Here is a 23,114-nt window from a genome sequence, read left to right as displayed (position 1 = left end):
ACATCACATGATAAACCCCCTAGAATTCGCAGTTTTTTAGCCGTCCCTGGATAAAAATATCTGGCGCGGAAAGATAGAAAATTTCATATTGCCAGCGGGACGGCTATATTGCCATCCCGATTTTGTAGAGAATAAAATGCCGACAATCAGTCAGTTAGTACGCAAGCCTCGTGCGGCGAGACGTGTGAAGAGCAAGGTTCCAGCGCTGGGAAATAGTCCCCAGAAACGGGGGGTATGCACCCGAGTCTATACAACTACGCCAAAAAAACCGAACTCGGCTTTGCGCAAGGTGGCGAGGGTTCGTCTGACTAACGGTTTTGAGGTGTCCAGTTACATTGGTGGAGAGGGACATAATCTACAGGAACACTCCGTAGTGCTGATTCGTGGCGGCCGCGTCAAGGATTTGCCGGGCGTTCGCTATCACACCGTAAGGGGTAGTCTGGATACTGCCGGAGTAAAAGATCGCAAACAGAGTCGTTCCAAATATGGCGCCAAAAGGCCGAAATAGGCTTAAGAGCGGTTTGAGCGTTAGCGCCGGATAATATTGAACTGAATACGTTGTTACTTAAGCTGAATAATTACCCCCAAGGTTAGAAAATGCCAAGACGGAGAGAAGTTCCAAAACGAGAAATTTTGCCGGATCCCAAGTACCACAGTACCGAGGTGGCGAAATTCGTCAATGTGCTGATGACCCGGGGAAAGAAGTCGGTAGCGGAACGCATTATTTACGGCGCAATGGATCAAATCCAGAAGAAAACGGGCAAGGACCCGGTGGAAGTGTTCACGCAGGCGCTATCCAATGTTCGTCCCATGGTGGAAGTAAAAAGCCGTCGTGTCGGCGGAGCCAACTATCAAGTCCCCGTAGAGGTGCGATCGATTCGGCGAAATGCGCTGGCGATGCGCTGGTTGCGCGATGCTGCCCGGAAACGAGCAGAAAAATCGATGGGCGCGCGACTTGCCGGTGAATTAGCGGAAGCAGCTGAAGGCCGGGGCGGCGCCGTCAAGAAGCGTGAGGAAGTTCATCGTATGGCAGAGGCGAATAAGGCATTTGCACATTACCGGTTCTAGCGGCAGTTACGGCGACGATCACCGAAATTCAGGTCCCTGGCTGACCTGTTTCCGAAACAAATTCATTTTATTACTTGGCTGAGCGCTTTGCTCCGACAAATAAAACCTTAAGGTTCAAGAATCGTGGCAAGAAAAACCCCTATCGAGCGTTATCGGAATATCGGCGTAATGGCGCATATCGACGCCGGCAAGACTACGACCACGGAACGCATACTGTTCTATACCGGTATATCGCACAAAATTGGCGAAGTGCATGACGGCGCAGCAACGATGGATTGGATGGAGCAAGAGCAGGAGCGCGGCATTACCATCACTTCCGCGGCGACCACCTGCTTTTGGAAGGGGATGGAAAAAAACTATCCTGATCATCGCATCAATATTATCGATACCCCGGGTCACGTTGACTTCACCATCGAAGTGGAGCGGTCGCTACGTGTCCTCGACGGGGCTTGCACCGTATTCTGCGCCGTTGGCGGAGTGCAGCCTCAGACTGAAACAGTATGGCGTCAGGCCAATAAGTACAAGGTCCCACGGCTGGCATTCGTCAATAAAATGGATCGTGCCGGCGCCAATTTCATGCGCGTTCATGAACAAATTCAATCTCGCCTGAAAGCGCATCCGGTACCCGTACAACTACCTATCGGTGCGGAAGATAAATTCGAAGGCGTTATCGATCTGATAAAGATGAAAGGCATTTATTGGGACGATGCGAGCCAGGGGCTTAAGTTTGAGGAGCGGGATATACCCGCCGATTTGCTGGAGAATGCCAAGCAGTGGCGTGAAAAAATGGTGGAAACCGCCGCCGAGGCGAATGAAGAGTTGATGAACAAATATCTTGAAGAGGGCGATTTATCTCCGGCCGACATCAAGAAAGGGCTACGCATTCGTACGATCGGAAACGAGATCGTTCCCATGCTTTGTGGTTCGGCATTCAAGAACAAGGGTGTGCAGGCGATGCTGGACGCCGTCCTGGACTACTTGCCTTCGCCAGTAGATATCAGCGCGATCAATGGAGAAGATGAGAAGGGCGGACATGATGAACGCCATGCAAACGACGAGGAGCCGTTTTCTGGATTGGCATTCAAAATTGCCACCGACCCTTATGTTGGCCAATTAATCTTTTTCCGCGTTTACTCTGGCGTGGTGTCTTCCGGTGATACCATCTATAACCCCCTTAAAGGGCGGAAGGAACGAATTGGAAGATTGCTGCAAATGCATGCTAATCAGCGAGAGGAAATCAAGGAGGTGAGGGCTGGTGACATCGCCGCTGCGGTAGGCTTGAAAGAGGCTGTTACCGGTGACACCTTGTGCGATCCCACCGCTGTGATCACATTGGAGCGGATGATATTTCCGGAACCCGTGATTCACGTTGCCGTGGAACCGAAGACTAAGCTTGACCAGGAAAAGATGGGAATGGCATTGAATCGTCTGGCACAAGAAGATCCGTCCTTTCGCGTTCGCACTGACGAAGAGTCGGGACAAACTATTATTTCCGGCATGGGCGAACTGCATCTTGAAATTATTGTAGAACGGATGAAGCGGGAATTTGGCGTGGAAGCCAACGTGGGCGCTCCTCAGGTCGCTTATCGTGAAGCCATCAAGAAGCCGGTAGAGGTCGAGGGTAAATTCATCAAGCAATCCGGCGGGCGGGGCCAATATGGTCACGTCTGGCTCAAGCTGGAGCCGAATGAGGCGGGTAAGGGATTTGAGTTCGTTGATGCAATCAAGGGTGGAACGGTACCGCGCGAATACATTCCGGCGGTAGAAAAAGGATTGCTGGAGACGCTTCCGAATGGTGTGCTGGCAGGCTTTCCAGTGGTGGATGCCAAAGTTACGTTATTTGATGGTTCTTATCACGACGTGGATTCGAATGAGAATGCGTTCAAAATGGCCGCTTCGATCGCGTTCAAGGATGGCATGCGCAAGGCGAGTCCAGTGTTGCTGGAACCCATGATGGCAGTGGAAGTGGAAACGCCAGCGGATTTCATGGGCAATGTGGTAGGCGACTTGTCATCCCGTCGCGGAATGATCCAGGGTATGGACGACTTGCCCGGTCTCAAGGTGATACGTGCGGAAGTCCCGCTGGCGGAGATGTTTGGCTACTCGACTTCGCTGCGATCCGCGACTCAGGGGCGGGCGACCTATACCATGGAATTCAAGCAATATTCTGAAGCACCGAAAAATGTGGCTGAAGCAATTATTAATAAGAAATAACGGTAATCAAGTAAAGGAACGATCATGGCAAAGAGTAAATTTGAGCGGACGAAGCCGCACGTAAACGTTGGCACGATAGGGCATGTGGATCATGGCAAGACCACATTAACGGCGGCGATCACCATGGTATTGACGAAGAAGTTTGGTGGTGAGGCGAAGAGTTACGCGCAGATTGACTCGGCGCCGGAAGAGAAGGCGCGAGGCATCACCATCAACACATCGCACGTAGAGTACGAGACGGTGAAGCGTCACTATGCGCACGTTGACTGTCCGGGCCACGCCGACTACGTCAAGAACATGATTACCGGTGCTGCGCAGATGGATGGCGCGATACTGGTCGTATCGGCTGCGGACGGACCGATGCCGCAGACCCGCGAACACATACTTCTGGCGCGTCAGGTAGGGGTTCCCTACATAGTTGTCTACATGAACAAAGCGGACATGGTAGACGACGACGAACTGCTGGAACTGGTGGAAATGGAAGTACGGGAACTGTTGTCCAAATACAACTTTCCGGGAGACGACACCCCCATCATCATCGGTTCTGCCCTCAAAGCACTCGAAGGCGATCAGAGCGACATAGGCGAGCCCTCCATATTCAAGCTGGCGGATGCGCTCGACAGCTACATTCCTGAGCCTGTTCGCGCGATAGACGGCCCCTTCCTGATGCCGGTGGAAGACGTTTTCTCCATCTCCGGACGCGGCACCGTAGTCACTGGACGAGTAGAGCGCGGCATCGTCAAGGTAGGCGAGGAAATCGAGATAGTGGGACTCAAGCCCACCATCAAGACAGTATGTACCGGCGTGGAGATGTTCAGGAAACTGCTGGACCAGGGGCAGGCGGGCGACAACGTTGGCGTATTGCTGCGAGGCACCAAGCGAGAAGACGTCGAGCGTGGTCAGGTATTGGCCAAGCCTGGCACCATCAACCCGCACACCAAATTCACCGCCGAGATATACGTACTGAGCAAAGAAGAAGGTGGGCGTCACACCCCGTTTTTCCAGGGCTATCGGCCCCAGTTCTACTTTCGCACCACCGACGTAACGGGTGCGATTGAATTGCCTGCGGGCACCGAGATGGTCATGCCGGGCGACAACGTCTCCGTGACGGTCAACCTGATTGCGCCGATTGCGATGGAAGAAGGTCTGCGTTTTGCCATTCGCGAGGGCGGCAGAACCGTTGGCGCAGGCGTGGTGGCAAAGATTATAGAGTAATAACAGGATCAAGGATAGGATTTGAGATTTCGTGCCACAGCACCGAATCGTCAATTCGAAATCCAAATCCTCAACCTGAGGTTCGTTTATGCAAAGTCAAAAAATTCGTATTCGTCTGAAAGCGTTTGATTACCGATTGATCGATAAATCGGCGATGGAAATCGTTGAAACCGCCAAACGGACGGGGGCGGTAGTTAAAGGACCTGTACCTCTGCCGACGCGCATTGAGCGCTTCGACGTATTGCGGTCCCCTCACGTCAATAAAACATCACGCGATCAGTTCGAGATTCGGACTCATCTGCGCCTGATGGACATCATGGACCCCACTGATAAAACGGTGGATGCCTTGATGAAGTTGGATCTCCCCGCAGGGGTTGATGTAGAAATAAAGTTATGAGTTGCTGAATTTAATCTTTAGTTAATCGTTTTTTTGACGAATAATCTGAATCCCTGATTTAAACAAATGTACTTGCCGGTCAATTGTAATCGGCACCTTTTCTGAAAAGGTAATTAAAATGAGTTTAGGGCTTGTCGGCCGCAAGATTGGCATGACTCGTATTTTCACCGACGATGGCGATAGCCAGCCGGTCACAGTACTTGACGTGTCCAACAATCGTGTAACCCAAATCAAAACACCGGCCACTGATGGCTATTCCGCAGTGCAGGTCACTTTCGGCAAACGCCGTGCCATTCGCGTCAACAAACCTGCAGCGGGGCATTTTGCCAAAGCTGCAGTGGAAGCCGGTCATGTCCTTAAGGAATTCCGTGTGGGGCAGGAGGTAACTGATAGTCTCAAGCCCGGTGTAGTCGTAGGTTCGGAGATTTTCCGCGTTGGCCAAAAAGTGGATGTGACCGGTATTACCATCGGAAAGGGTTATGCTGGCGTAATCAAGCGTCACGGTTTTTCCTCAAACCGTGCCAGCCATGGTAATTCCAGATCTCACAACGTTCCAGGTTCCATCGGAATGGCGCAGGACCCTGGTCGTGTTTTCCCCGGGAAGCGCATGTCCGGACATCTAGGTAGCGTAAAACGCACCACCCAGAACCTTGAGGTACTGCGGGTTGATGCCGAGCGTGGCCTGTTGCTCATCAAGGGTGCGATACCCGGATCGAAAGGCGGGGACGTGGTGGTGCATCCGAGCGCAAAGATCAGCAAGATTGTTGCAAAGCCTGCTGTAAAGGTTGATGCAAAAGCGGCGGCAAAAAGCGGTACGAAGTCCGGTAAGAAGGCGGGTGCATAATGGAACTTAAACTCATTGGCGATAATGGTCAGTCGGATGCTAGTGTTTCGGCTCCTGATTCCCTTTTCGGTCGGGAGTACAACGAAGCCCTGGTGCATCAAGTGGTGACCGCTTACCTCGCAAACGCTCGTAGCGCCAACCGCGCCCAAAAGGGACGTTCGGATGTTGCCAAGTCCACTCGCAAGCCCTGGCGGCAAAAAGGTACGGGGCGCGCACGCGCCGGTATGGCGTCGAGCCCGTTGTGGCGTGGTGGTGGAAAAATTTTTCCCAACAGTCCTGAAGAGAATTTTAGCCACAAGGTCAATCGTAAAATGTATCGTGCTGGTATGGGGGCTATCTTATCCCAGCTTGTCCGTGAAAACCGATTGTCAGTGGTGGAAAATTTTGCCCTGGATACGCCAAAGACCAAAGCCCTGGCTGGAAAACTGAAAGATATGAAATTGGATGAGGTCATGATCGTTACCGATAGTGTGGATGAAAATCTCTATTTGTCATCACGAAATCTGCCTCTCGTAAAGGTAGTGGAAGCGGGTCACGTCGACCCGGTCAGCCTTCTGCGCTTTGCCAACGTGCTGATAACTCGCGGCGCATTGGCCAAGATGGAGGAAATGCTTGCATGAGCACGCAAACATTCAATCCGGAACGTCTGATGCAGGTCATTTTGTCACCGCAAGTGTCGGAGAAGGCTACCTATATCGCTGAAAAGCATAACCAGGTCATTTTTCGCGTGACGCAGGATGCTACGAAGCCCGAGATCAAAGCAGCGGTCGAGCTACTGTGGAAGGGCCAGAATATTGAGGTAGAGAGCGTGCAGGTCGCTAACGTCAAAGGCAAGGAAAAGCGCTTTGGTCGTTTCATGGGCCGCCGCCGCAACTGGAAGAAAGCTTATGTCAACATAAAGGCTGGTCAGGAAATAAATTTTTCTGAAATTGCTCAAGGAGAAGTCAAATAATGGCACTGGTTAAAGTCAAACCAACCTCTCCCGGCCGCCGCGCAGTTGTCAAGGTAGTTAATCCAGGTTTGCATAAAGGTGAACCTTATGCCAGGCTCCTGGAGAAGCAGAATCATACAGCGGGACGCAACAATAAAGGTCGCATTACTACCCGCCACATGGGCGGTGGCCACAAGCAACATTATCGCATTGTGGATTTCCGCCGTAATAAGGATGGTATCGTTGCCAAGGTAGAACGGCTGGAATACGATCCGAATCGCAGCGCAAATCTGGCATTACTTTGCTATGTCGATGGGGAGCGGCGCTATATCGTCGCACCGAGCGGCATTGCCGCCGGCATGCAATTGATGAGCGGCGTGGATGCGCCGATCAAGAACGGTAACGCGCTGCCGCTGCGCAATATTCCGGTGGGTAGCACAATTCACTGCGTGGAAATGATGCCCGGGAAAGGTGCGCAACTGGCCCGCTCTGCAGGTACGTCGGTGCAGCTTCTGGCACGCGAGGGTGATTATGCCCAGCTTCGCCTGCGTTCCGGAGAAATCCGAAGGGTGCACGTAAACTGCCGCGCCACGATAGGCGAGGTCGGAAACGAGGAGCATAATTTGCGATCGATCGGTAAAGCAGGTGCACAGCGCTGGCGCGGCATTCGGCCTACAGTGCGCGGTGTGGTGATGAATCCTGTAGATCATCCCCATGGTGGAGGTGAAGGTAAAACCGCTGCAGGGCGTCATCCAGTCAGCCCATGGGGGACACCAGCCAAAGGTTTCCGTACTCGTGCCAATAAGCGTACCGATGGTATGATTGTGCGGCGCCGTTATTCAAATAAAGGGTAATGAATCATGGGACGTTCTGTAAAAAAAGGTCCATTTGTTGACTTGCATCTGATAGCCAAAGTGGAGACTGCGCGCGCTACCAATGACAAGCGCCCGATCAAAACCTGGTCGCGTCGGTCAACTGTTCTACCGGATTTTATTGGTTTAACCATTGCGGTACATAATGGTAAACAGCATATCCCGGTATACGTTACCGAGAACATGGTAGGACACAAGCTTGGAGAATTCTCTCACACTCGTACTTTCAAGGGACATTCAGGCGACAGGAAAGTTGCGGCTGGATCGAAGAGATAGGGATAATCAATTATGCAAACAACTGCCGTATTGCGTGGGGTCAGGTTATCCGAACAGAAGGGTCGGTTGGTGGCGGATCAGATTCGGGGATTACCTGTGGATCGAGCGCTTAATCTGCTTGCCTTCAGTCCCAAAAAAGGCGCTGTCATTATTCGTAAGCTGCTCGAATCGGCCATCGCCAATGCTGAGCATAATGATGGAGCGGATATAGACGAATTAAAGGTATCGACGATATATGTGGATCGTGGACCGTCAATGATGCGTACCAGCGCCCGCGCCAAGGGGCGTGGCAATCGCATCGTCAAGCCAACTTGTCATATTCTTCTTACTGTTGGCGACAAAGCCGGCAACAAAAAATAAGGACGTACCAGGACATTATGGGACAAAAAATAAATCCGACGGGTTTCCGCCTTTCTGTACTTAAAAACTGGTCGTCGAAGTGGTATGCCAATACAAAAAATTTTCCCGGGATGCTGAACGAAGATATAAAGGTTCGGGAATATCTTAAAAAGAAATTGGCGCACGCATCCGTCGGTCGCGTAATCATCGAACGGCCGTCCAAGAATGCGCGCATTACCATTTACAGTTCACGTCCCGGTGTCGTAATCGGCAAGAAAGGCGAAGATATAGAAGTTCTGCGCGGTGTGCTACAAAAGCTTATGGGTGTTCCGGTGCACGTAAACATCGAGGAAATCCGCAAGCCGGAAATTGATGCGCAATTGATTGCAGACAATATTGCGCAGCAGTTAGAGAAACGTATCATGTTTCGTCGTGCCATGAAACGCGCGATGCAGAACGCAATGCGCTTAGGTGCCCAAGGCATCAAAATCATGAGTGCCGGGCGATTGAACGGTATTGAAATTGCTCGCACCGAATGGTACCGTGAAGGCCGTGTGCCGCTTCACACCTTGCGTGCTGATCTGGACTACGGTGTTTCGGAAGCCAAGACCACATACGGTGTGATCGGAATCAAAGTTTGGGTATTCAAGGGCGAAGTGATAGGACGTAACGAGCAATCGGGGGCACTTGGGCCAGCAACGCAAGCACCGACTCCTGCGGGAGAACCGGAAGCCAGACGTCCAGCAAGGAAGCCGGCTGGCAGGGGTGAACCCAGGACCGACGCAAGAACGAGCGAGAGGAAAATTGCCAGAAAACCTGAGAACACGGTTGAAGCGCCCTCCTCCAAGTCTGCAACTATAACGCCAGGAGCAAAAGATGCAGCAGCCAGCTAGAACGAAGTACCGCAAACAGCAAAAAGGACGTAATACCGGGGTTGCAACCCGCGGTGCGAAAGTCAGTTTTGGGGAATATGGTCTCAAGGCAGTTGGCCGTGGTCGATTAACAGCGCGACAGATCGAGGCTGCGCGGCGCGCAATGAGCCGTCACATAAAGCGCGGCGGGCGTATCTGGATCCGAATATTTCCGGATAAACCGATTTCCCATAAACCAGCCGAGGTTCGGATGGGCAATGGGAAGGGAAATCCGGAGTACTTTGTGGCGGAAATTCAGCCCGGTAAAATGCTGTATGAAATGGACGGCGTTGATGAAGCGCTGGCGCGACAAGCCTTTCGTTTAGCTGCGTCCAAGCTGCCGATTCTGACTACATTCGTTGTAAGACAGGTAGGCGGTTAATTATGAAAAAGAAAACTAAAGACCTTAGATCCCGGAATCCGGTAGAGTTGCAGCAGGAGTTGTTAGAGCTCCTACGGGCGCAGTTTGGCCTGCGGATGCAGCACACAACACAGCAGTTGAGTAATACCAACCAATTACGTAACGTGCGCCGGGATATCGCGCGCGCAAAAACCATACTTAGCCAGAAGGCAAAGCAGTCATGAGTGAAGCTAATTTAAGCCGCACCCTCAGCGGAAAAGTGTTGAGTGATAAGATGGATAAGACCATTACTGTTTTGGTCGAACGTAAAGTTAAGCATCCCCTCTATGGGAAGATTATGGTTCGTTCAAAAAAATACCACGTTCATGACGAGAGTAACGAGTTTCATCCAGGTGATATGGTAGTAATCGAAGAATGCCGGCCTCTCTCTAAAACAAAAGCCTGGCGCGTGGTTAAGTTAATGGAGAAGGGCAACCAAGTCAGTTGATTTACTGACGAGCCCGATAGGCCAATATTTCTTTTTCCTTGTTTTTCTCGCGGGATTAACTTATAATTCGGCCTCTTCGTTTTTCAGATCTTTAATTTTGGCAGTCATCAATTGGTGACTTCATAACCCGGACGGGTTCCAATACTATCCACACCTCGGTCTCGGGGCGGGAAAAGTTGGAAAGAGTGAGTAAAAAATGATCCAAATGCAATCGATTCTGCAAGTCGCGGACAATACTGGTGCTCGTTCGATCATGTGCATCAAGGTGCTGGGCGGATCCAGGCGGCGTTACGCTGGTATTGGCGACATTATAAAAGTCAGCATCAAGGATGTTGCGCCGCGGGGACGCGTCAAGAAAGGCGAAGTGTACAATGCGGTGGTGGTTCGCACTTCAAAAGGAGTGCGTCGCGCTGACGGTTCGTTAATCAAATTTGACAGTAACGCTGCCGTGTTGTTGAACGCCAAGCTGGAGCCAATTGGTACGCGTATTTTTGGACCGGTAACGCGGGAATTGCGTAATGCACGTTTCATGAAAATTGTTTCGCTTGCGCCAGAAGTTTTGTAGGCGCGGTAAGGACTGAATATGCGAAAGATAAAGAAAGGTGATGATGTTGTTGTCATCACCGGCAAGGATAAGGGCAAGCGTGGCACGGTGCTGCGCGCGGTGAATGCTGACTTGGTGGTGGTCGAGGGCGTCAATAAGGTCAAGAAACATCAGCGGCCCAATCCAAATAAGGGAGCCACGGGTGGAATCGTCGAAATGGAGAATCCAATTCAGGTCTCGAATATAGCGATTTATAATCCCTTCACTCGTAAAGCCGACCGTGTGGGTTTCAGAATTCAGGAAGGCAAAGGTAAAGTCCGTTATTTCAAGTCGAGCGGCGAACTGCTTGATGCCTGAATAGGTTAAGGAAAGAATATGGCTCGTCTACAAGAGTATTACCGCGACACTGTAGTCCAACAATTAATGCAGCAATTTGGCTACAAGTCTGTGATGGAAGTCCCCCGCATCGAGAAAATCACGCTTAATATGGGTGTGGGAGAGGCGGTCGCCGATAAGAAGGTCATGGATAGCGCCGTAAGCGATATGCAAAAAATTGCAGGGCAGAAGCCGGTGGTGACAAAGGCGAAAAAATCCATCGCGACGTTTAAGGTTCGTGATGGATATCCGGTGGGCTGCATGGTTACATTGCGCCGTATTCGCATGTATGAATTTTTGGACCGACTGGTTAGCGTGGCTATACCGCGTATTCGTGATTTTCGCGGTGTTTCCGGCAGGGCATTTGATGGGCGGGGAAATTACAACATGGGTGTAAAAGAGCAAATCATTTTTCCTGAAATTGAATATGACAAAATCGACGCGCTAAGGGGCATGAATATAACCATCACCACCACCGCAAAAACGGATGCGGAGGCGAAAGCGTTGTTGGCGGCATTTAAATTTCCATTTAAAAATTGAGAGTAGCATGGCCAAAATAGCTGTGATTAACCGCGACTTGAAACGACGCGAAACCGTAAAGAAATATGCGCCTCGGCGCGCTGAATTGTCGGCCATAATTAACGATGCCAATTCGAGCGATGAAGATCGACATTCTGCCAGGATCAAGCTTCAGATGTTGCCGCGCAACTCAAGTCCGGTGCGTCTGCGTAATCGTTGCTCCCTGACTGGTCGTCCACGTGGCGTTTACAGCAAGTTCGGTCTGGGCCGCAGCAAACTCCGCGATATTGCGATGAGCGGGGAGATTCCCGGCATAATCAAGGCCAGTTGGTAAGATTGAGCGACATAATATTTTGGGCGCGTCTAAATACTAATGAACCAAACGCGACTTTCGTTCATACAAAAGGCGGACCCAACATGATCAATTTAATAATTTCAGAGATTAGTATATTTTCCGGTTACGGAATCTGGATTTCTAGAGGTATCCCTAGATGAGCATGAGTGACCCTATCGCCGATATGCTGACGCGGATTCGTAACGCGCAGCTTTCCGAAAAAACATCCGTTGTAATGCCCGCGTCCAAGCTCAAAGCTGCGATTGCGCAAGTATTGAAGGATGAAGGTTACGTCGAGGATTTCGCGGTTCACCAAGCGGACGGAAAGCCGCTGTTGGATATCAGTTTAAAATATTACGCGGGACGTCCTGTAATTGAAAAAATTGAACGTGTTAGCCGTCCCGGCCTGAGGATTTACAAAGCCAGCGACAAGCTTCCTAATGTGATGAACGGGTTGGGCGTAGCGATCGTCTCCACTTCAAAAGGTGTAATGACGGAGCGAAAGGCGCGCGCCAATGGCGTTGGCGGTGAAGTACTATGCATTGTGGCTTAAGGATATAAAAAATGTCTCGAGTGGGTAAAAATCCTGTGCTGATTCCCGCAGGTGTTGAGGTAACGCTTTCCGCCTCTGAAGTGTCGATAAAGGGACCGCTGGGCGCGTTGCAGCGCAATCTGGTTTCAGACATCTCTGTCGAGCGTGAGGGCGATAGTTTGCTTGTTAAAGCTGCGAATGATTCGAAACACGCAAATGCGATGTCTGGTACGATGCGCGCATTGCTTGCCAATATGGTCAAGGGAGTTACCAGCGGTTTCCAAAAGAAACTGACACTGGTTGGAGTAGGCTATCGTGCTCAGGCGGCGAATGATGTTCTAAACTTGACTCTGGGATTTTCACACCCCGTCGCTCACAAGATGCCTGAGGGCGTTAAAGTGGAAACGCCCACTCAAACCGAGGTCATTATCAAGGGAATGGATAAGCAACAGGTCGGCCAGGTCGCGGCTGACGTACGTGCTTACCGCAAGCCGGAACCTTATAAGGGGAAGGGTGTGCGTTATTCCGATGAAGTCATCGTTATGAAAGAAACCAAGAAAAAATAATTGGGGTAGATATGCCGAATCCAACAAAATCCCGTTTGCGCCGTGCTCGTCGGACGCGCGCCAAGATCGCCGAGCTGAAGATGGTGCGGTTGTCGGTGCATCGCAGCAATTGTCATATTTATGCACAGTTGATAGATGGCTCCGGCGGGAAGGTCTTGACCAGTGCATCTACTTTGGAGCCGGAGCTTCGCAAGGAGTTGCCCAATGGCGGCACCGTTGATGCAGCGGCGGCAGTTGGGAAACGCGTTGCAGAAAAAGCCAGAGGTTTAGGTATCGAGACGGTTTCATTCGACCGCTCGGGGTTCAAATATCATGGGCGCGTAAAGGCATTAGCCGAAGCTGCTCGTGAACATGGCCTCAAATTCTAACTGAGGGAAGATAATGGCTAAAATGCAAGGACGCATGCAAGGAAAGGTGCCTCAGGGTGATGATCGAGGTGATGGCCTTAAGGAAAAGATGGTGGCGATTAATCGGGTCACCAAAGTAGTCAAAGGAGGTCGTATCCTCGGATTTGCCGCGCTGACGGTAGTTGGGAACGGGGATGGCGCTGTCGGCATGGGTAAAGGTAAATCCCGCGAAGTGCCGGTTGCCGTACAAAAGGCAATGGATGAAGCCCGCCGCAAGATGATCAAGGTAAGCTTGAAGAATGGCACGCTACATCACCCAGTCATCGGCAGACATGGCGCTGCTACAGTCTATATGCAGCCTGCGTCCGAAGGAACCGGTATTATTGCCGGTGGGCCGATGCGGGCAATATTCGAAGTGATGGGTGTTCATAATATTCTCGCCAAATGTATCGGTTCAACCAACCCTTATAATGTAGTGCGTGCGACTTTGCATGGACTGCAAGCGATGAATACGCCCGCGGAAATCGCAGCCAAGAGGGGCAAGAGTGTGGAAGAAATCATGGGCTTGGCGAAATGACTACGGATAAAAAAAAGATTAAAGTGACTTTAGTCAAAAGCCTGATCGGTACGAAACGATCGCATCGTGCGACTGCACGTGGGTTGGGACTGCGCGGAATAAATAGTAGCGCTGAGTTGGAGAATACTCCGGCTGTGCGAGGTATGATTAATAATATTTATTACCTTGTAAAGAGTGAGGCCTAGATGCAGCTGAATTCGATTAAGCCAGCCGGTGGCGCCAAGCATGCAAGGCGGCGTTTGGGGCGCGGCATCGGTTCCGGCCTCGGCAAAACTGCCGGACGAGGTCACAAGGGACAAAAATCCCGCTCTGGCGGTTTTCATAAAGTAGGTTTTGAAGGCGGCCAGATGCCCCTTCAACGTCGTTTGCCCAAGCGTGGTTTTGTATCACTTACCCGGAGCGCTACCGCTGAAGTGCGACTGTCGGCCTTGGAAAAATTGCCAGGAAATGAAATCGATATCCTCATCCTGAAACAGGCAGGGGTTATTCCCGGATCTGCTTTGAGTGCGAAGGTGATACTTTCCGGAAAGGTCGAGCGTGCACTTAAGTTGCAGGGAATTGCAGTAACGAAAGGCGCGAAGGCTGCCATCGAAGCCGTTGGGGGCAGCGTTGAATAAACTCGAGAGGATACAGATTGGCCGCTAGCGAATCCCTGCGGGGACTCTCCGGAAAACTTGGCGACTTGAAACGTCGGTTGTGGTTTTTGTTGCTCGCATTAGTCGTCTATCGAATCGGTGCGCATGTTCCGGTACCAGGTATCGACCCAGTGGTGCTAAAAGACCTGTTCGAGTCGCAGCAAGGGGGCATCCTTGGGATGTTCAACATGTTTTCGGGTGGCGCGCTTTCCCGTTTCTCGATCTTTGCACTCGGGATCATGCCGTATATTTCTGCTTCTATTATTATGCAATTGGGTACAGTTGCGTTCCCTTATCTGGAAGCGCTGAAGAAGGAGGGGGAATCAGGCCGCAGGAAAATTACCCAATACACTCGATACGGTACGTTGGGATTGGCGCTGCTGCAGGGTTATGGCATATCGATTGCGTTGCAATCCCAGCCCGGATTGGTGATCGAGCCTGGGCCGATGTTCCTGTTGACAACGGTGATAACCTTGGTTACCGGAACGATATTTCTAATGTGGCTAGGCGAACAGATTACTGAACGCGGCATCGGGAATGGTATATCGCTCATAATTTTTGCCGGCATAGCAGCGGGGCTTCCCAGCGCAATTGGCGGTACGCTGGAACTGGTCAGAACTGGTGCAATGCATTTTCTGGTTGCATTGGGGATCTTTGTGGCGGCAACGGCAGTGACAGCCTTCGTGGTTTTCGTCGAGCGGGGTCAGCGCAAGATACTAGTGAATTATGCGAAGCGCCAGGTGGGACGAAAAGTTTATGGCGGCCAAAGCTCTCATTTGCCGTTGAAGCTGAATATGTCCGGTGTGATTCCTCCGATCTTTGCTTCCAGCATCATATTATTTCCAGCTACGCTGGCAGGCTGGTTTGCGACGGGCGAATCCATGAGTTGGTTGAAGGATATGAGCGGCGCGCTATCGCCGGGCCAACCGATTTACGTGATCATGTATGCTGCAATGATCATATTTTTCTGTTTCTTTTATACCGCGCTTGTATTTAATCCCAGAGAAACTGCCGAGAATCTGAAAAAAAGCGGGGCTTTCATCCCTGGGATTCGTCCGGGCGAGCAGACAGCCCGGTATATCGAACGCATTATGCTAAGACTTACCCTGGCCGGAGCGATTTATGTAACACTCGTGTGTTTGCTGCCGGAATTCCTGATCTTGAAATGGAACGTGCCATTTTACTTTGGAGGGACGTCTCTCCTCATTATCGTGGTGGTTACCATGGACTTCATGGCGCAGGTTCAGGCGTACATAATGTCCCATCAGTATGAGAGCTTGCTGAAGAAAACCAACTTCAAAGGCGGCGGCGGATTACCGGCAAGATAGTTACATCTAAGGATAGGATGGCCAAAGAAGAAACGATACAAATGCAGGGCGAGATACTCGAAACGTTGCCAAACGCAACCTTCCGTGTCAAGCTGGAAAATGGGCACGTCGTGCTGGGCCATATTTCCGGAAAAATGCGAATGCATTACATTCGGATTTTACCTGGTGATAAGGTAACGGTGGATTTGACGCCATACGATTTAAGCAGAGCGCGAATTACATTTCGCGCGAAATAGTGGGGAAGGAGTATTTATGAAAGTATTAGCCTCTGTAAAAAAAATCTGCCGTAATTGCAAGATTATTAAACGCAATCGGATAGTTCGGGTAATTTGTTCAGATCCAAGGCATAAGCAACGCCAAGGTTGATCGAATAAGCATCACTTTCGATGTTATAATTCAAAATTTTTGTGGGAAACCTGTATGGCCCGTATCGCTGGAGTAAATATCCCGAATCATCAGCATGCCGAAATTGCGTTAACTTCAATCTACGGCATAGGTCGCGCCAGAGCGCGGGAGATTTGTGCTGCGGTTGGCATCGGTGCTTCCACTAAGATCAAAGATGTAACCGATGCTCAAATGGAAAAGCTGAGAGACAACGTCGCAAAATTTGCGGTCGAGGGCGATCTGCGGCGTGAGGTTTCTATGAATATCAAACGTTTGATGGATTTGGGCTGTTATCGTGGATTGCGTCACCGTCGTGGTTTGCCGGTACGGGGCCAGCGTACTCGTACAAATGCAAGGACGCGTAAGGGGCCACGCAAGGCAGTTCGAGCTTCCAACGCAAAGGCAGCAACGAGATAATTTTCAGCCAACTGAACGGTAGCATACAGGAATAATTCGATATGGTAAAAGCAGCCACACGGGTTCGCAAGAAGGTCAAAAAAAATGTAGCGGAGGGGATTGCCCACGTTCATGCATCATTTAATAACACTATCGTGACTATCACGGACCGCCAGGGCAACGCTTTATCATGGGCGACTTCCGGCGGTGCCGGATTCAAGGGGTCGCGTAAAAGTACTCCATTCGCTGCTCAGGTAGCAGCCGAGCAGGCAAGTAAGGTTGCTCAGGAATGCGGAGTAAAGAATTTGGAAGTGCGTATCAAAGGTCCTGGTCCGGGACGTGAATCCGCCGTGCGGGCTTTGAACGCAGCCGGTTTTAAAATCACCAGTATTTCGGATGTGACGCCGGTTCCGCATAACGGTTGCCGCCCACCGAAAAAACGCCGTATTTAAGGAGTAGTCTGTGGCTAGAAATCTTGATCCTAAATGTCGCCAATGTCGACGGGAAGGGGAGAAGTTATTCTTGAAAGGTGAGAAGTGTTTCACCGACAAATGTGCAATCGAGCGCAGGAACTATGCGCCCGGTCAACACGGTCAGAAAAGTACGCGGTTGTCTGACTATGGGGTCCAATTGCGCGAAAAACAGAAGTTGCGCAGGATATATGGCATATTGGAGCGCCAGTTCCATAACAATTATGAGCTAGCGGAACGACAGCGCGGTATTACTGGCGAGAATTTGCTGCAGTTGCTGGAATGTCGCCTGGATACGGTTTCTTACCGGATGGGATTTGGTGCTTCGCGGTCAGAGGCGCGCCAGATCGTGCGCCATAACGGCATCCTGGTAAATGGACGCCGGACCAATATTCCTTCCTACCAGGTTAAGCCCGGTGATGTGATAGAGGTTGCGGAAAAGGCTAAAGGTCATCTGCGCATCAAGGCTGCTGTGGAAGCAGCGGAGCAGCGTAATTTTCCAGAGTGGATAGAGATGGATGTCAAGGCTATGAAAGGAACGTTTAAAGTTAAACCGGAGCGTTCTGACTTGCCTTCAAGCATCAATGAGTCTCTAGTCATCGAGTTGTATTCTAAGTAATTACCGCCAAGGTTTCCGCAAAAGGATCAGGCTATGCCAAGTAACACTTTTCTTACGCCCCGCATTATTGACGTGCAGAATATTTCCCCGCTGCATGCCAAGATTATCATGGAACCGTTTGAACGTGGGTACGGTCACACGTTAGGAAATGCATTACGTCGAATTTTGCTATCGTCCATGCCGGGATTTGCACCAACCGAAGTCCAGATTAGCGGTGTAGTGCATGAGTATTCCGCACTGGACGGTGTACAAGAGGATGTGGTCGATATTTTGCTCAATCTTAAGGGTATCGTTCTAAAGCTACACAGCCGAACCGAGGCTATACTGATCCTTAAAAAGAAAGGTGAAGGTACGGTGACTGCCGGCGACATCGAAGCAGGACATGATGTGGAAATCATTAATCCAGACCATGTGGTGGCACATCTTACTGCCGGCGGAAAGCTGGATATGCAAATTAAGGTGGAGCTTGGGCGCGGTTATGTACCTGGAACTGTGCGGCAATTGACAAGTGAAGGTCGTGCTCTCGGTAGCATTTTGCTGGACGCTTCTTTCAGTCCTGTGCGGCGCGTAAGTTATGCGGTCGAGAGTGCTCGGGTTGAGCAGCGTACCGACCTCGATAAGCTCGTTATGGATATTGAAACCAACGGCGTCGTCGATCCGGAAGAAGCGATCCGTTATGCGGCGAAGGTGCTGGTTGAGCAACTCTCCATATTTGCCGACCTTAAGGGCACACCGTTACCGGTGGAGCAGCCAAAATTACCTCAGATTGATCCGGTATTGCTTCGGCCAGTGGATGATTTGGAGCTTACCGTGCGCTCGGCCAATTGCCTGAAAGCGGAGAATATATATTATATTGGCGACCTAATTCAGCGCACGGAAACCGAATTGCTGAAAACCCCTAACTTGGGAAGAAAATCTCTCAATGAAATAAAGGAGGTCTTGGCTTCGCGTGGATTGACGCTGGGCATGAAGCTGGAAAGTTGGCCGCCTTCCAATCTTGATAAGGGAAAAAAGGAAACAAGTCATGCGGCACCATAATGGGCTACGAAAGCTAAATCGTACGAGCAGCCACCGACTGGCGATGCTACGTAACATGACCAATTCATTGTTGCGGCACGAGGTTATTAAAACCACGCTGCCTAAGGCCAAGGAGTTGCGCCGTGTAATCGAGCCAATGATAACGCTAGGTAAAAAACCATCGCTGGCGAATCGACGTCTGGCATTCAATCGCTTGCGCGATCGTGACATGGTCGGTAAGTTATTCGGTGAACTGGGTCCGCGATATCAAACACGTAACGGCGGTTATTTGCGTATTCTTAAATTCGGTTTTCGCAAGGGTGACAACGCACCGATGGCTTTAGTGGAATTGTTGGATCGACCAGAGCAATTAACTACGACCGTAGCTGAGAAAGCCGATACGTAAGTGCCGGCGATAAGGTAAAAAAAAGAAGCCGGGTTATCCCGGCTTCTTTATGCCTGACCGGTATTAATAAACCATCATCCGGTTTGGCATCGCGGAATAAAAACTGCTTTAGCTCTGCCCAGCATAAATCATTGTCTGGTTCAGAGAATTCTTGTATGCTTCTAACATACACTGATCTGAGCTATTGATAGCATGGACATTCGATCGGTTATGTATCTTTTATTTCAGTTGGGGCTATTCCGATGGATTTAACGACCTGGACCGTGGCCGAACTTGTTTCGATACGTGAGAAACTTCTTGCGTGGCGTCTCCAACGTGAAGCCCCGACGTGGGGAAATAAGTTCTTGAACTGGAATGGTATAGCGGGCGCGTTTGCATTGTTGACCGGGCTTATGGACATGTTTTTCGGCGGTCCGGCTGCGACAAACCTTCTCTTGGTCTTGCTTGGTACTCTTGCCTGTTTTACTTGGTACAAGGGCGACAAACAGCGCAAAAAAAATATAAGTTTTCTCGGAAAAATTGACCAGGAACTTACCCGTCGCGGCCATCAATTTTAACGCGCTACGCCATCCCCGGCGTTTTCACCTGGATGCAGCCAATTTCCAGGAAATAAAAAACTCCATTGATATCGAGTTGGCAATGTCTTTAAAGAAAGAGATAGACGCCCATATTCCTGATCTTGATGAAGACGATGCAGCGCTTTTTACATCCCTGTGCCAGTTTGTATGGATTCAAGGGGAGCCGCTGCTTTTAATTTATAATCCGGAGCATGCGGTTTATGCAAAGCATGGCATCAGCTTACGGGTATTAAAACATTTGGAGTCAATCGGTTTGATATCCTTTGAGGCCGCTGGATATGTGAAGAGAAGGTTTGGTAAGCATACCCGTCTGTTTTATTTCGGCCAGGCTACGAAAATCCAATTTCCGGAGGAAGCGAACAATCAGCTTGATCTTGGACACGTTCTCCTGACAGAAAAAGGGAAAGCGCTAGCGACCGTTTTCAGCAATAACCGAAATCAGGAGTTTTATGAATATGTGATCGATAAATGGTTTCAGCAGGGTATGGTTATATCGTCTATCCTGGCGAACCGGTGAATATCGATTAATAGCCCGCTCTTAATAGCCCGCTCTTCAACTGTTTATTTTAACGATATGGTATTGTATTGTTAATGCCAAACATTCGAACTTAGATCAGATACGTATCGATTCCTGTCAGCAATAAATCATATTGAGCCTCTACCACCTCCTTGATCATCAGCGCCGGCATGCCACCGACCACGTTACCTTCGAGTGCCAGCCAACCGACGGCATCCGATGGTCCAAGACTGATGACGTAACCTAAGTCGCGATGAAAGTATGGCTCCAGCAACTTTAATGAGCCTGAGTGACGTAAAATATTTCTTGCCGCCAGCATTCCTTTGCGAACGCTGGATTGCGCTGTCATGGCATTGGAACCGGCAGAGTTATATATGGAACAATCGCCGGCGGTAAAAATATTCTCCAACTGTTTCTGCTCGATCACAACTTGTCCGAACGCATTGGCGAAGAGCGGCGTATCAAGTTTTTTGCCGAGAAACAGGAGCGAGATAGTGGAAGGTAGCTCGAATTGGTGACCCGTTTCGACTTCTTGCAGCAAAATCTTATTCGCGACCTGGTCCCGGTAACGAGTATTAGGATAAAAATCTATATCCAGTTCAGACATGCGTGCCTGGGTATATTCCGAAAAGCCTACTCCAAATTGGTTAAGTACACGATCTCCCCCATGAATCAACCGCAATTTCCATCCGAATTTCTGGCGCTGGAGAAAATGGGCGATTTCGAAAAGAAATTGAATACCTGTGGCGCCTCCGCCTATTACTGAAATGATTTTCTCGCCGGGCTCATGTATATAGCGCTGCTGGTTCAGTAAGTCCGAGCCGGTGTTGATCATGAAATCATTCAGGTCGAAAATATCCTCTGATTTACTCAGCTGCGCGAGAGGCGAACCTGAGGCCACCAGAAGATAATCAAATTCCAGTATTTCGTCGTTGACCACGATAAATCTATCTTTCTGGCTTTGCTGGAGAACACAATCGTTCAGGATCAGCTGGGCGCAAACGTGTCGGCAGCCAAAGCGATTTTCCAGATCTGAAAACGATACGAGAAAGTCGTCCAGCGGATACCGGAAGGTTTCATGTATATGCGTAATCTTAAGGTGATGAAGCCTGGGATCTATGATCGTGATGCGGACCTCGGGCATATGGCGCAGAAGGGTTACCAGCGCAGCGATTCCCGCATAACCGCCACCCACAATTACAATTTTGAGTTGCTTATGCCTGGGTATGTAAAATGGCAGAAACGGCACTACTCCTCCTTCGCAATGCAGATCAATTCAGGTATTTCACTATTCATCGGTATCCCTTCTCAGATCCCTGCAGGGTTATATTCATTTCATATAACATCTTTAATAAGTTACGAGGTGCCATCCAGTTACTCAGCCTATCGCAATCAGGGCAGCAGCGTAGCACGAATGTCTTGATGAGGGCGTTGCATCTTGACCGAATTCGATTTCTGCTGGAAGTTTCGCTATTTTTGAGGAATTTTCTCCGGTTTCCAATATTCTGTCGCCCACTTCCAAAATGAACCGACATCGCTTCCGATCAATTCTGCCGGTGGTGCTTGACCCAGGAAACGTATCGCCATCATTAATTGTGGCATCGGATCGGAAACATCAAGAGGCGCAGCGCCGGTCTGTTTGCTGAGTTTCTCACCTCGAGCGTTAACTACTACCGGAAGATGCAGATAGGAAGGAGTCGGATAACCCAGCAATTGTTGCAGGTATATTTGGCGAGAAGTAGAATTCAGCAAATCTCTCCCACGCACCACATGAGTGACTCCTTGCTCGGCATCGTCAACGACCGCTGCCAATTGATAAGCAAAAACCCCATCGGCACGGCGCAGCACGAAATCCCCAATATCACTGTGCAATCGATGTAGAATCAGCCCTTGCAGCGAATCCCTGAACTGGATCAGCCTGTTATCAGTTCGTATTCGCCGTGCCCCGGGGCATTGGTCATGAAGGAAGCGTCCACGGCAGGTACCAGGATAAATGGGTCCATCTATTCCTGTGATCGTGGAATCTGCAATTTCCTTACGGCTGCAGACGCAGGGATAAACCAAATGCTGCCTTTCAAGTACAGCGAGCGCTGCCTGATACGTTTTGTAGCGCTGTTTTTGATAGATAACCTCACTATCCGATTCCATTCCCAGCGCTTGCAGGGTATTTAGAATTTGCCCCGATACGCCGGCAATTTCGCGTGTCGGATCCAGGTTTTCGATCCTGACCATCCACTCGCCCTGACGCGATTTCGCCTCAAGATAGCTGCCGACGGCAGCGACAAGGGAGCCGAAATGCAGCGGTCCGGTCGGAGATGGAGCAAAGCGTCCACGATAGGGTGGAAAGATAGGTGGACTATTAGCCAACGGTCAACGTAATCGATCCGGGTATGAAGGATCAGCAAAATAAATCGACAAAAAAAGTGGTAACAGATGATGATACGTTTTCGAAATTATCTTAGCTTATTCTGTCGCTAACCGGGTAGCTTCCATTACAATTCTTCCACGAATAACGAAACCATATCCCCGTTTACTGGCGTTCTTCCAGGCGACAAAATATCTATCGGACTGCATCACTGAAAGATTACGAAAAAACCAACACTGATTGGCATAGAAATTGCTATGAAAGATGCCCTGTTGCAGCCCTGACAAACTGCTTGACTTAGGGCATCTTCGGGGATAGTCTTTATGAGGTTATGGGTATGTAACGTATTGGTAACACCATATTCAGAAACACAGGTACAGAGAAACACCTGGAAACACCTCTGACAGCACCGGGCAACACCTGCAGTATAAGCAGCACCAGAAGCATTGAGCAACACCAGATTGATAGCAACGAAAGACAGCAACAAATTATCGAAGCTCATACCGGCGGGGAGTGGTTAAGGAGTCGAAGTTTGGTTCAAGCCGGTAGAGCGCGCAGCACATGATCAACGCACAAGGCAACAGGAGGAAACAACATGGCAACAACACTAGGAACGTCGGGTCACGCCAAGGCAAGTGGTCGCGACTACGACATGTCGGAGTGGTATGACTCGAGGTGGTACAAATTCGG

At 50.2% G+C, this 23,114-nt stretch carries 37 protein-coding genes; 35 read left to right on the top strand and 2 right to left on the bottom strand.

The window, feature by feature from the left end; all coding sequences use genetic code 11:
- Positions 1-136 precede the first annotated feature (136 nt).
- The 35 genes from rpsL (at position 137) to BUA28_RS05300 (ending at position 20,059) form a co-directional block, all read left to right on the top strand.
- The gene (gene rpsL, locus BUA28_RS05470) at positions 137-508 is read left to right on the top strand and encodes a 30S ribosomal protein S12 (protein ID WP_025042218.1); all 372 of its coding nucleotides are present in this window, start codon (positions 137-139) and stop codon (positions 506-508) included.
- An 89-nt stretch (positions 509-597) separates the two neighbouring features.
- Complete coding sequence (gene rpsG, locus BUA28_RS05465; protein ID WP_025042219.1) at positions 598-1,068, top strand: 30S ribosomal protein S7; 471 nt, start codon at positions 598-600, stop codon at positions 1,066-1,068.
- A 123-nt stretch (positions 1,069-1,191) separates the two neighbouring features.
- Positions 1,192-3,282: an elongation factor G gene (fusA, locus tag BUA28_RS05460; RefSeq protein ID WP_072767129.1), complete on the top strand. Its 2,091-nt coding sequence runs from the start codon at positions 1,192-1,194 to the stop codon at positions 3,280-3,282.
- A gap of 24 nt (positions 3,283-3,306) precedes the next feature.
- A complete protein-coding gene (tuf, locus tag BUA28_RS05455) occupies positions 3,307-4,497 on the top strand; it encodes an elongation factor Tu (RefSeq protein WP_072767128.1) in 1,191 nt (396 codons plus the stop codon).
- Positions 4,498-4,585: 88 nt separating this feature from the next.
- On the top strand, positions 4,586-4,894 hold the full coding sequence (gene rpsJ, locus BUA28_RS05450; protein WP_004180980.1) for a 30S ribosomal protein S10: 309 nt from the start codon (positions 4,586-4,588) through the stop codon (positions 4,892-4,894).
- Between the two features lie 118 nt (positions 4,895-5,012).
- Positions 5,013-5,738, top strand: coding sequence for a 50S ribosomal protein L3 (gene rplC / locus BUA28_RS05445; RefSeq protein WP_072767127.1), 726 nt, complete (start codon positions 5,013-5,015; stop codon positions 5,736-5,738).
- Entirely contained in the window at positions 5,738-6,358 is a 621-nt protein-coding gene (gene rplD / locus BUA28_RS05440; protein WP_072767126.1) for a 50S ribosomal protein L4, read from the top strand. The genes rplC and rplD overlap by 1 nt, the downstream gene beginning before the upstream one ends.
- Entirely contained in the window at positions 6,355-6,690 is a 336-nt protein-coding gene (gene rplW, locus BUA28_RS05435) for a 50S ribosomal protein L23 (protein ID WP_072767125.1), read from the top strand. Before rplD ends, rplW begins: the two co-directional genes overlap by 4 nt.
- Positions 6,690-7,523: a 50S ribosomal protein L2 gene (gene rplB, locus BUA28_RS05430; RefSeq protein ID WP_072767124.1), complete on the top strand. Its 834-nt coding sequence runs from the start codon at positions 6,690-6,692 to the stop codon at positions 7,521-7,523. The genes rplW and rplB overlap by 1 nt, the downstream gene beginning before the upstream one ends.
- Positions 7,524-7,529: 6 nt before the next feature.
- Complete coding sequence (rpsS, locus tag BUA28_RS05425; protein WP_025042204.1) at positions 7,530-7,817, top strand: 30S ribosomal protein S19; 288 nt, start codon at positions 7,530-7,532, stop codon at positions 7,815-7,817.
- 12 nt (positions 7,818-7,829) lie between these two features.
- A complete protein-coding gene (gene rplV, locus BUA28_RS05420) occupies positions 7,830-8,177 on the top strand; it encodes a 50S ribosomal protein L22 (protein ID WP_025042203.1) in 348 nt (115 codons plus the stop codon).
- Between the two features lie 17 nt (positions 8,178-8,194).
- The gene (rpsC, locus tag BUA28_RS05415) at positions 8,195-9,049 is read left to right on the top strand and encodes a 30S ribosomal protein S3 (protein ID WP_072767123.1); all 855 of its coding nucleotides are present in this window, start codon (positions 8,195-8,197) and stop codon (positions 9,047-9,049) included.
- Positions 9,033-9,449 carry a 50S ribosomal protein L16 gene (gene rplP, locus BUA28_RS05410; protein ID WP_025042201.1) on the top strand — a complete coding sequence of 139 codons (417 nt, stop codon included), beginning with the start codon at positions 9,033-9,035 and terminating at the stop codon, positions 9,447-9,449. Before rpsC ends, rplP begins: the two co-directional genes overlap by 17 nt.
- A 2-nt stretch (positions 9,450-9,451) precedes the next feature.
- Positions 9,452-9,652: a 50S ribosomal protein L29 gene (gene rpmC, locus BUA28_RS05405; RefSeq protein ID WP_072767122.1), complete on the top strand. Its 201-nt coding sequence runs from the start codon at positions 9,452-9,454 to the stop codon at positions 9,650-9,652.
- On the top strand, positions 9,649-9,915 hold the full coding sequence (gene rpsQ, locus BUA28_RS05400) for a 30S ribosomal protein S17 (protein WP_072767121.1): 267 nt from the start codon (positions 9,649-9,651) through the stop codon (positions 9,913-9,915). Before rpmC ends, rpsQ begins: the two co-directional genes overlap by 4 nt.
- A gap of 196 nt (positions 9,916-10,111) precedes the next feature.
- Entirely contained in the window at positions 10,112-10,480 is a 369-nt protein-coding gene (gene rplN / locus BUA28_RS05395; protein WP_025042198.1) for a 50S ribosomal protein L14, read from the top strand.
- A gap of 18 nt (positions 10,481-10,498) precedes the next feature.
- Positions 10,499-10,816 carry a 50S ribosomal protein L24 gene (gene rplX / locus BUA28_RS05390; protein WP_072767120.1) on the top strand — a complete coding sequence of 106 codons (318 nt, stop codon included), beginning with the start codon at positions 10,499-10,501 and terminating at the stop codon, positions 10,814-10,816.
- Between the two features lie 18 nt (positions 10,817-10,834).
- Positions 10,835-11,374, top strand: a complete 540-nt coding sequence (rplE, locus tag BUA28_RS05385) for a 50S ribosomal protein L5 (protein ID WP_072767119.1) — start codon at positions 10,835-10,837, stop codon at positions 11,372-11,374.
- 7 nt (positions 11,375-11,381) lie between these two features.
- The gene (gene rpsN, locus BUA28_RS05380) at positions 11,382-11,687 is read left to right on the top strand and encodes a 30S ribosomal protein S14 (RefSeq protein ID WP_072767118.1); all 306 of its coding nucleotides are present in this window, start codon (positions 11,382-11,384) and stop codon (positions 11,685-11,687) included.
- 157 nt (positions 11,688-11,844) lie between these two features.
- Entirely contained in the window at positions 11,845-12,240 is a 396-nt protein-coding gene (rpsH, locus tag BUA28_RS05375; RefSeq protein ID WP_072767117.1) for a 30S ribosomal protein S8, read from the top strand.
- A gap of 11 nt (positions 12,241-12,251) precedes the next feature.
- Positions 12,252-12,785, top strand: coding sequence for a 50S ribosomal protein L6 (gene rplF, locus BUA28_RS05370; protein ID WP_072767116.1), 534 nt, complete (start codon positions 12,252-12,254; stop codon positions 12,783-12,785).
- An 11-nt stretch (positions 12,786-12,796) separates the two neighbouring features.
- Positions 12,797-13,153: a 50S ribosomal protein L18 gene (gene rplR / locus BUA28_RS05365; RefSeq protein WP_072767115.1), complete on the top strand. Its 357-nt coding sequence runs from the start codon at positions 12,797-12,799 to the stop codon at positions 13,151-13,153.
- Positions 13,154-13,166: 13 nt separating this feature from the next.
- Positions 13,167-13,709: a 30S ribosomal protein S5 gene (gene rpsE / locus BUA28_RS05360; RefSeq protein WP_072767114.1), complete on the top strand. Its 543-nt coding sequence runs from the start codon at positions 13,167-13,169 to the stop codon at positions 13,707-13,709.
- A complete protein-coding gene (gene rpmD / locus BUA28_RS05355; RefSeq protein WP_072767113.1) occupies positions 13,706-13,894 on the top strand; it encodes a 50S ribosomal protein L30 in 189 nt (62 codons plus the stop codon). Before rpsE ends, rpmD begins: the two co-directional genes overlap by 4 nt.
- The gene (rplO, locus tag BUA28_RS05350; RefSeq protein WP_072767112.1) at positions 13,895-14,326 is read left to right on the top strand and encodes a 50S ribosomal protein L15; all 432 of its coding nucleotides are present in this window, start codon (positions 13,895-13,897) and stop codon (positions 14,324-14,326) included.
- Positions 14,327-14,343: 17 nt separating this feature from the next.
- The gene (gene secY, locus BUA28_RS05345; protein ID WP_072767111.1) at positions 14,344-15,672 is read left to right on the top strand and encodes a preprotein translocase subunit SecY; all 1,329 of its coding nucleotides are present in this window, start codon (positions 14,344-14,346) and stop codon (positions 15,670-15,672) included.
- Positions 15,673-15,689: 17 nt separating this feature from the next.
- Entirely contained in the window at positions 15,690-15,908 is a 219-nt protein-coding gene (gene infA, locus BUA28_RS05340) for a translation initiation factor IF-1 (RefSeq protein ID WP_004181006.1), read from the top strand.
- A 16-nt stretch (positions 15,909-15,924) separates the two neighbouring features.
- Positions 15,925-16,038: a 50S ribosomal protein L36 gene (gene rpmJ / locus BUA28_RS05335; protein ID WP_072767110.1), complete on the top strand. Its 114-nt coding sequence runs from the start codon at positions 15,925-15,927 to the stop codon at positions 16,036-16,038.
- A 54-nt stretch (positions 16,039-16,092) separates the two neighbouring features.
- Positions 16,093-16,473 (top strand): 30S ribosomal protein S13, encoded by a 381-nt coding sequence (gene rpsM, locus BUA28_RS05330; protein WP_072767109.1) that lies wholly within the window; start codon positions 16,093-16,095, stop codon positions 16,471-16,473.
- A gap of 41 nt (positions 16,474-16,514) precedes the next feature.
- Positions 16,515-16,904 carry a 30S ribosomal protein S11 gene (rpsK, locus tag BUA28_RS05325; protein WP_004181016.1) on the top strand — a complete coding sequence of 130 codons (390 nt, stop codon included), beginning with the start codon at positions 16,515-16,517 and terminating at the stop codon, positions 16,902-16,904.
- 10 nt (positions 16,905-16,914) lie between these two features.
- Positions 16,915-17,541: a 30S ribosomal protein S4 gene (rpsD, locus tag BUA28_RS05320; protein ID WP_072767108.1), complete on the top strand. Its 627-nt coding sequence runs from the start codon at positions 16,915-16,917 to the stop codon at positions 17,539-17,541.
- A 33-nt stretch (positions 17,542-17,574) separates the two neighbouring features.
- On the top strand, positions 17,575-18,579 hold the full coding sequence (rpoA, locus tag BUA28_RS05315; RefSeq protein ID WP_072767107.1) for a DNA-directed RNA polymerase subunit alpha: 1,005 nt from the start codon (positions 17,575-17,577) through the stop codon (positions 18,577-18,579).
- Complete coding sequence (rplQ, locus tag BUA28_RS05310; protein ID WP_072767106.1) at positions 18,566-18,964, top strand: 50S ribosomal protein L17; 399 nt, start codon at positions 18,566-18,568, stop codon at positions 18,962-18,964. Before rpoA ends, rplQ begins: the two co-directional genes overlap by 14 nt.
- A gap of 242 nt (positions 18,965-19,206) precedes the next feature.
- The gene (locus tag BUA28_RS05305; protein ID WP_072767105.1) at positions 19,207-19,521 is read left to right on the top strand and encodes a hypothetical protein; all 315 of its coding nucleotides are present in this window, start codon (positions 19,207-19,209) and stop codon (positions 19,519-19,521) included.
- 82 nt (positions 19,522-19,603) lie between these two features.
- Positions 19,604-20,059, top strand: a complete 456-nt coding sequence (locus BUA28_RS05300) for a DUF2806 domain-containing protein (protein WP_072767300.1) — start codon at positions 19,604-19,606, stop codon at positions 20,057-20,059.
- A 91-nt stretch (positions 20,060-20,150) separates the two neighbouring features.
- Here BUA28_RS05300 and BUA28_RS05295 read toward each other — a convergent pair whose 3' ends face one another.
- Positions 20,151-21,308 (bottom strand): NAD(P)/FAD-dependent oxidoreductase, encoded by a 1,158-nt coding sequence (locus tag BUA28_RS05295; RefSeq protein WP_072767104.1) that lies wholly within the window; start codon positions 21,306-21,308, stop codon positions 20,151-20,153.
- Positions 21,309-21,529: 221 nt separating this feature from the next.
- Positions 21,530-22,426 (bottom strand): tRNA glutamyl-Q(34) synthetase GluQRS, encoded by an 897-nt coding sequence (gene gluQRS, locus BUA28_RS05290; RefSeq protein WP_083569888.1) that lies wholly within the window; start codon positions 22,424-22,426, stop codon positions 21,530-21,532.
- Positions 22,427-23,114: the final 688 nt, after the last annotated feature.

The sequence above is a fragment of the Nitrosospira sp. Nsp11 genome, assembly GCF_900142705.1.
Classification (GTDB): Bacteria; Pseudomonadota; Gammaproteobacteria; order Burkholderiales; family Nitrosomonadaceae; genus Nitrosospira.
Note: the sequence above shows the minus strand (reverse complement) of the source record. Positions and strands in the feature narration are given on the sequence as shown.

What these genes read in the sequence shown, in the direction of transcription:
- rpsL (WP_025042218.1), top strand. Translation starts at nt 137, where the DNA reads ATGCCGACAATCAGTCAGTTAGTACGCAAGCCTCGTGCGGCGAGACGT.
- rpsG (WP_025042219.1), top strand. Translation starts at nt 598, where the DNA reads ATGCCAAGACGGAGAGAAGTTCCAAAACGAGAAATTTTGCCGGATCCC.
- tuf (WP_072767128.1), top strand. Translation starts at nt 3,307, where the DNA reads ATGGCAAAGAGTAAATTTGAGCGGACGAAGCCGCACGTAAACGTTGGC.
- rpsJ (WP_004180980.1), top strand. Translation starts at nt 4,586, where the DNA reads ATGCAAAGTCAAAAAATTCGTATTCGTCTGAAAGCGTTTGATTACCGA.
- rplC (WP_072767127.1), top strand. Translation starts at nt 5,013, where the DNA reads ATGAGTTTAGGGCTTGTCGGCCGCAAGATTGGCATGACTCGTATTTTC.
- rplD (WP_072767126.1), top strand. Translation starts at nt 5,738, where the DNA reads ATGGAACTTAAACTCATTGGCGATAATGGTCAGTCGGATGCTAGTGTT.
- rplW (WP_072767125.1), top strand. Translation starts at nt 6,355, where the DNA reads ATGAGCACGCAAACATTCAATCCGGAACGTCTGATGCAGGTCATTTTG.
- rplB (WP_072767124.1), top strand. Translation starts at nt 6,690, where the DNA reads ATGGCACTGGTTAAAGTCAAACCAACCTCTCCCGGCCGCCGCGCAGTT.
- rpsS (WP_025042204.1), top strand. Translation starts at nt 7,530, where the DNA reads ATGGGACGTTCTGTAAAAAAAGGTCCATTTGTTGACTTGCATCTGATA.
- rplV (WP_025042203.1), top strand. Translation starts at nt 7,830, where the DNA reads ATGCAAACAACTGCCGTATTGCGTGGGGTCAGGTTATCCGAACAGAAG.
- rpsC (WP_072767123.1), top strand. Translation starts at nt 8,195, where the DNA reads ATGGGACAAAAAATAAATCCGACGGGTTTCCGCCTTTCTGTACTTAAA.
- rplP (WP_025042201.1), top strand. Translation starts at nt 9,033, where the DNA reads ATGCAGCAGCCAGCTAGAACGAAGTACCGCAAACAGCAAAAAGGACGT.
- rpmC (WP_072767122.1), top strand. Translation starts at nt 9,452, where the DNA reads ATGAAAAAGAAAACTAAAGACCTTAGATCCCGGAATCCGGTAGAGTTG.
- rpsQ (WP_072767121.1), top strand. Translation starts at nt 9,649, where the DNA reads ATGAGTGAAGCTAATTTAAGCCGCACCCTCAGCGGAAAAGTGTTGAGT.
- rplN (WP_025042198.1), top strand. Translation starts at nt 10,112, where the DNA reads ATGATCCAAATGCAATCGATTCTGCAAGTCGCGGACAATACTGGTGCT.
- rplX (WP_072767120.1), top strand. Translation starts at nt 10,499, where the DNA reads ATGCGAAAGATAAAGAAAGGTGATGATGTTGTTGTCATCACCGGCAAG.
- rplE (WP_072767119.1), top strand. Translation starts at nt 10,835, where the DNA reads ATGGCTCGTCTACAAGAGTATTACCGCGACACTGTAGTCCAACAATTA.
- rpsN (WP_072767118.1), top strand. Translation starts at nt 11,382, where the DNA reads ATGGCCAAAATAGCTGTGATTAACCGCGACTTGAAACGACGCGAAACC.
- rpsH (WP_072767117.1), top strand. Translation starts at nt 11,845, where the DNA reads ATGAGCATGAGTGACCCTATCGCCGATATGCTGACGCGGATTCGTAAC.
- rplF (WP_072767116.1), top strand. Translation starts at nt 12,252, where the DNA reads ATGTCTCGAGTGGGTAAAAATCCTGTGCTGATTCCCGCAGGTGTTGAG.
- rplR (WP_072767115.1), top strand. Translation starts at nt 12,797, where the DNA reads ATGCCGAATCCAACAAAATCCCGTTTGCGCCGTGCTCGTCGGACGCGC.
- rpsE (WP_072767114.1), top strand. Translation starts at nt 13,167, where the DNA reads ATGGCTAAAATGCAAGGACGCATGCAAGGAAAGGTGCCTCAGGGTGAT.
- rpmD (WP_072767113.1), top strand. Translation starts at nt 13,706, where the DNA reads ATGACTACGGATAAAAAAAAGATTAAAGTGACTTTAGTCAAAAGCCTG.
- rplO (WP_072767112.1), top strand. Translation starts at nt 13,895, where the DNA reads ATGCAGCTGAATTCGATTAAGCCAGCCGGTGGCGCCAAGCATGCAAGG.
- infA (WP_004181006.1), top strand. Translation starts at nt 15,690, where the DNA reads ATGGCCAAAGAAGAAACGATACAAATGCAGGGCGAGATACTCGAAACG.
- rpmJ (WP_072767110.1), top strand. Translation starts at nt 15,925, where the DNA reads ATGAAAGTATTAGCCTCTGTAAAAAAAATCTGCCGTAATTGCAAGATT.
- rpsM (WP_072767109.1), top strand. Translation starts at nt 16,093, where the DNA reads ATGGCCCGTATCGCTGGAGTAAATATCCCGAATCATCAGCATGCCGAA.
- rpsK (WP_004181016.1), top strand. Translation starts at nt 16,515, where the DNA reads ATGGTAAAAGCAGCCACACGGGTTCGCAAGAAGGTCAAAAAAAATGTA.
- rpoA (WP_072767107.1), top strand. Translation starts at nt 17,575, where the DNA reads ATGCCAAGTAACACTTTTCTTACGCCCCGCATTATTGACGTGCAGAAT.
- rplQ (WP_072767106.1), top strand. Translation starts at nt 18,566, where the DNA reads ATGCGGCACCATAATGGGCTACGAAAGCTAAATCGTACGAGCAGCCAC.
- BUA28_RS05305 (WP_072767105.1), top strand. Translation starts at nt 19,207, where the DNA reads ATGGATTTAACGACCTGGACCGTGGCCGAACTTGTTTCGATACGTGAG.
- BUA28_RS05300 (WP_072767300.1), top strand. Translation starts at nt 19,604, where the DNA reads ATGTCTTTAAAGAAAGAGATAGACGCCCATATTCCTGATCTTGATGAA.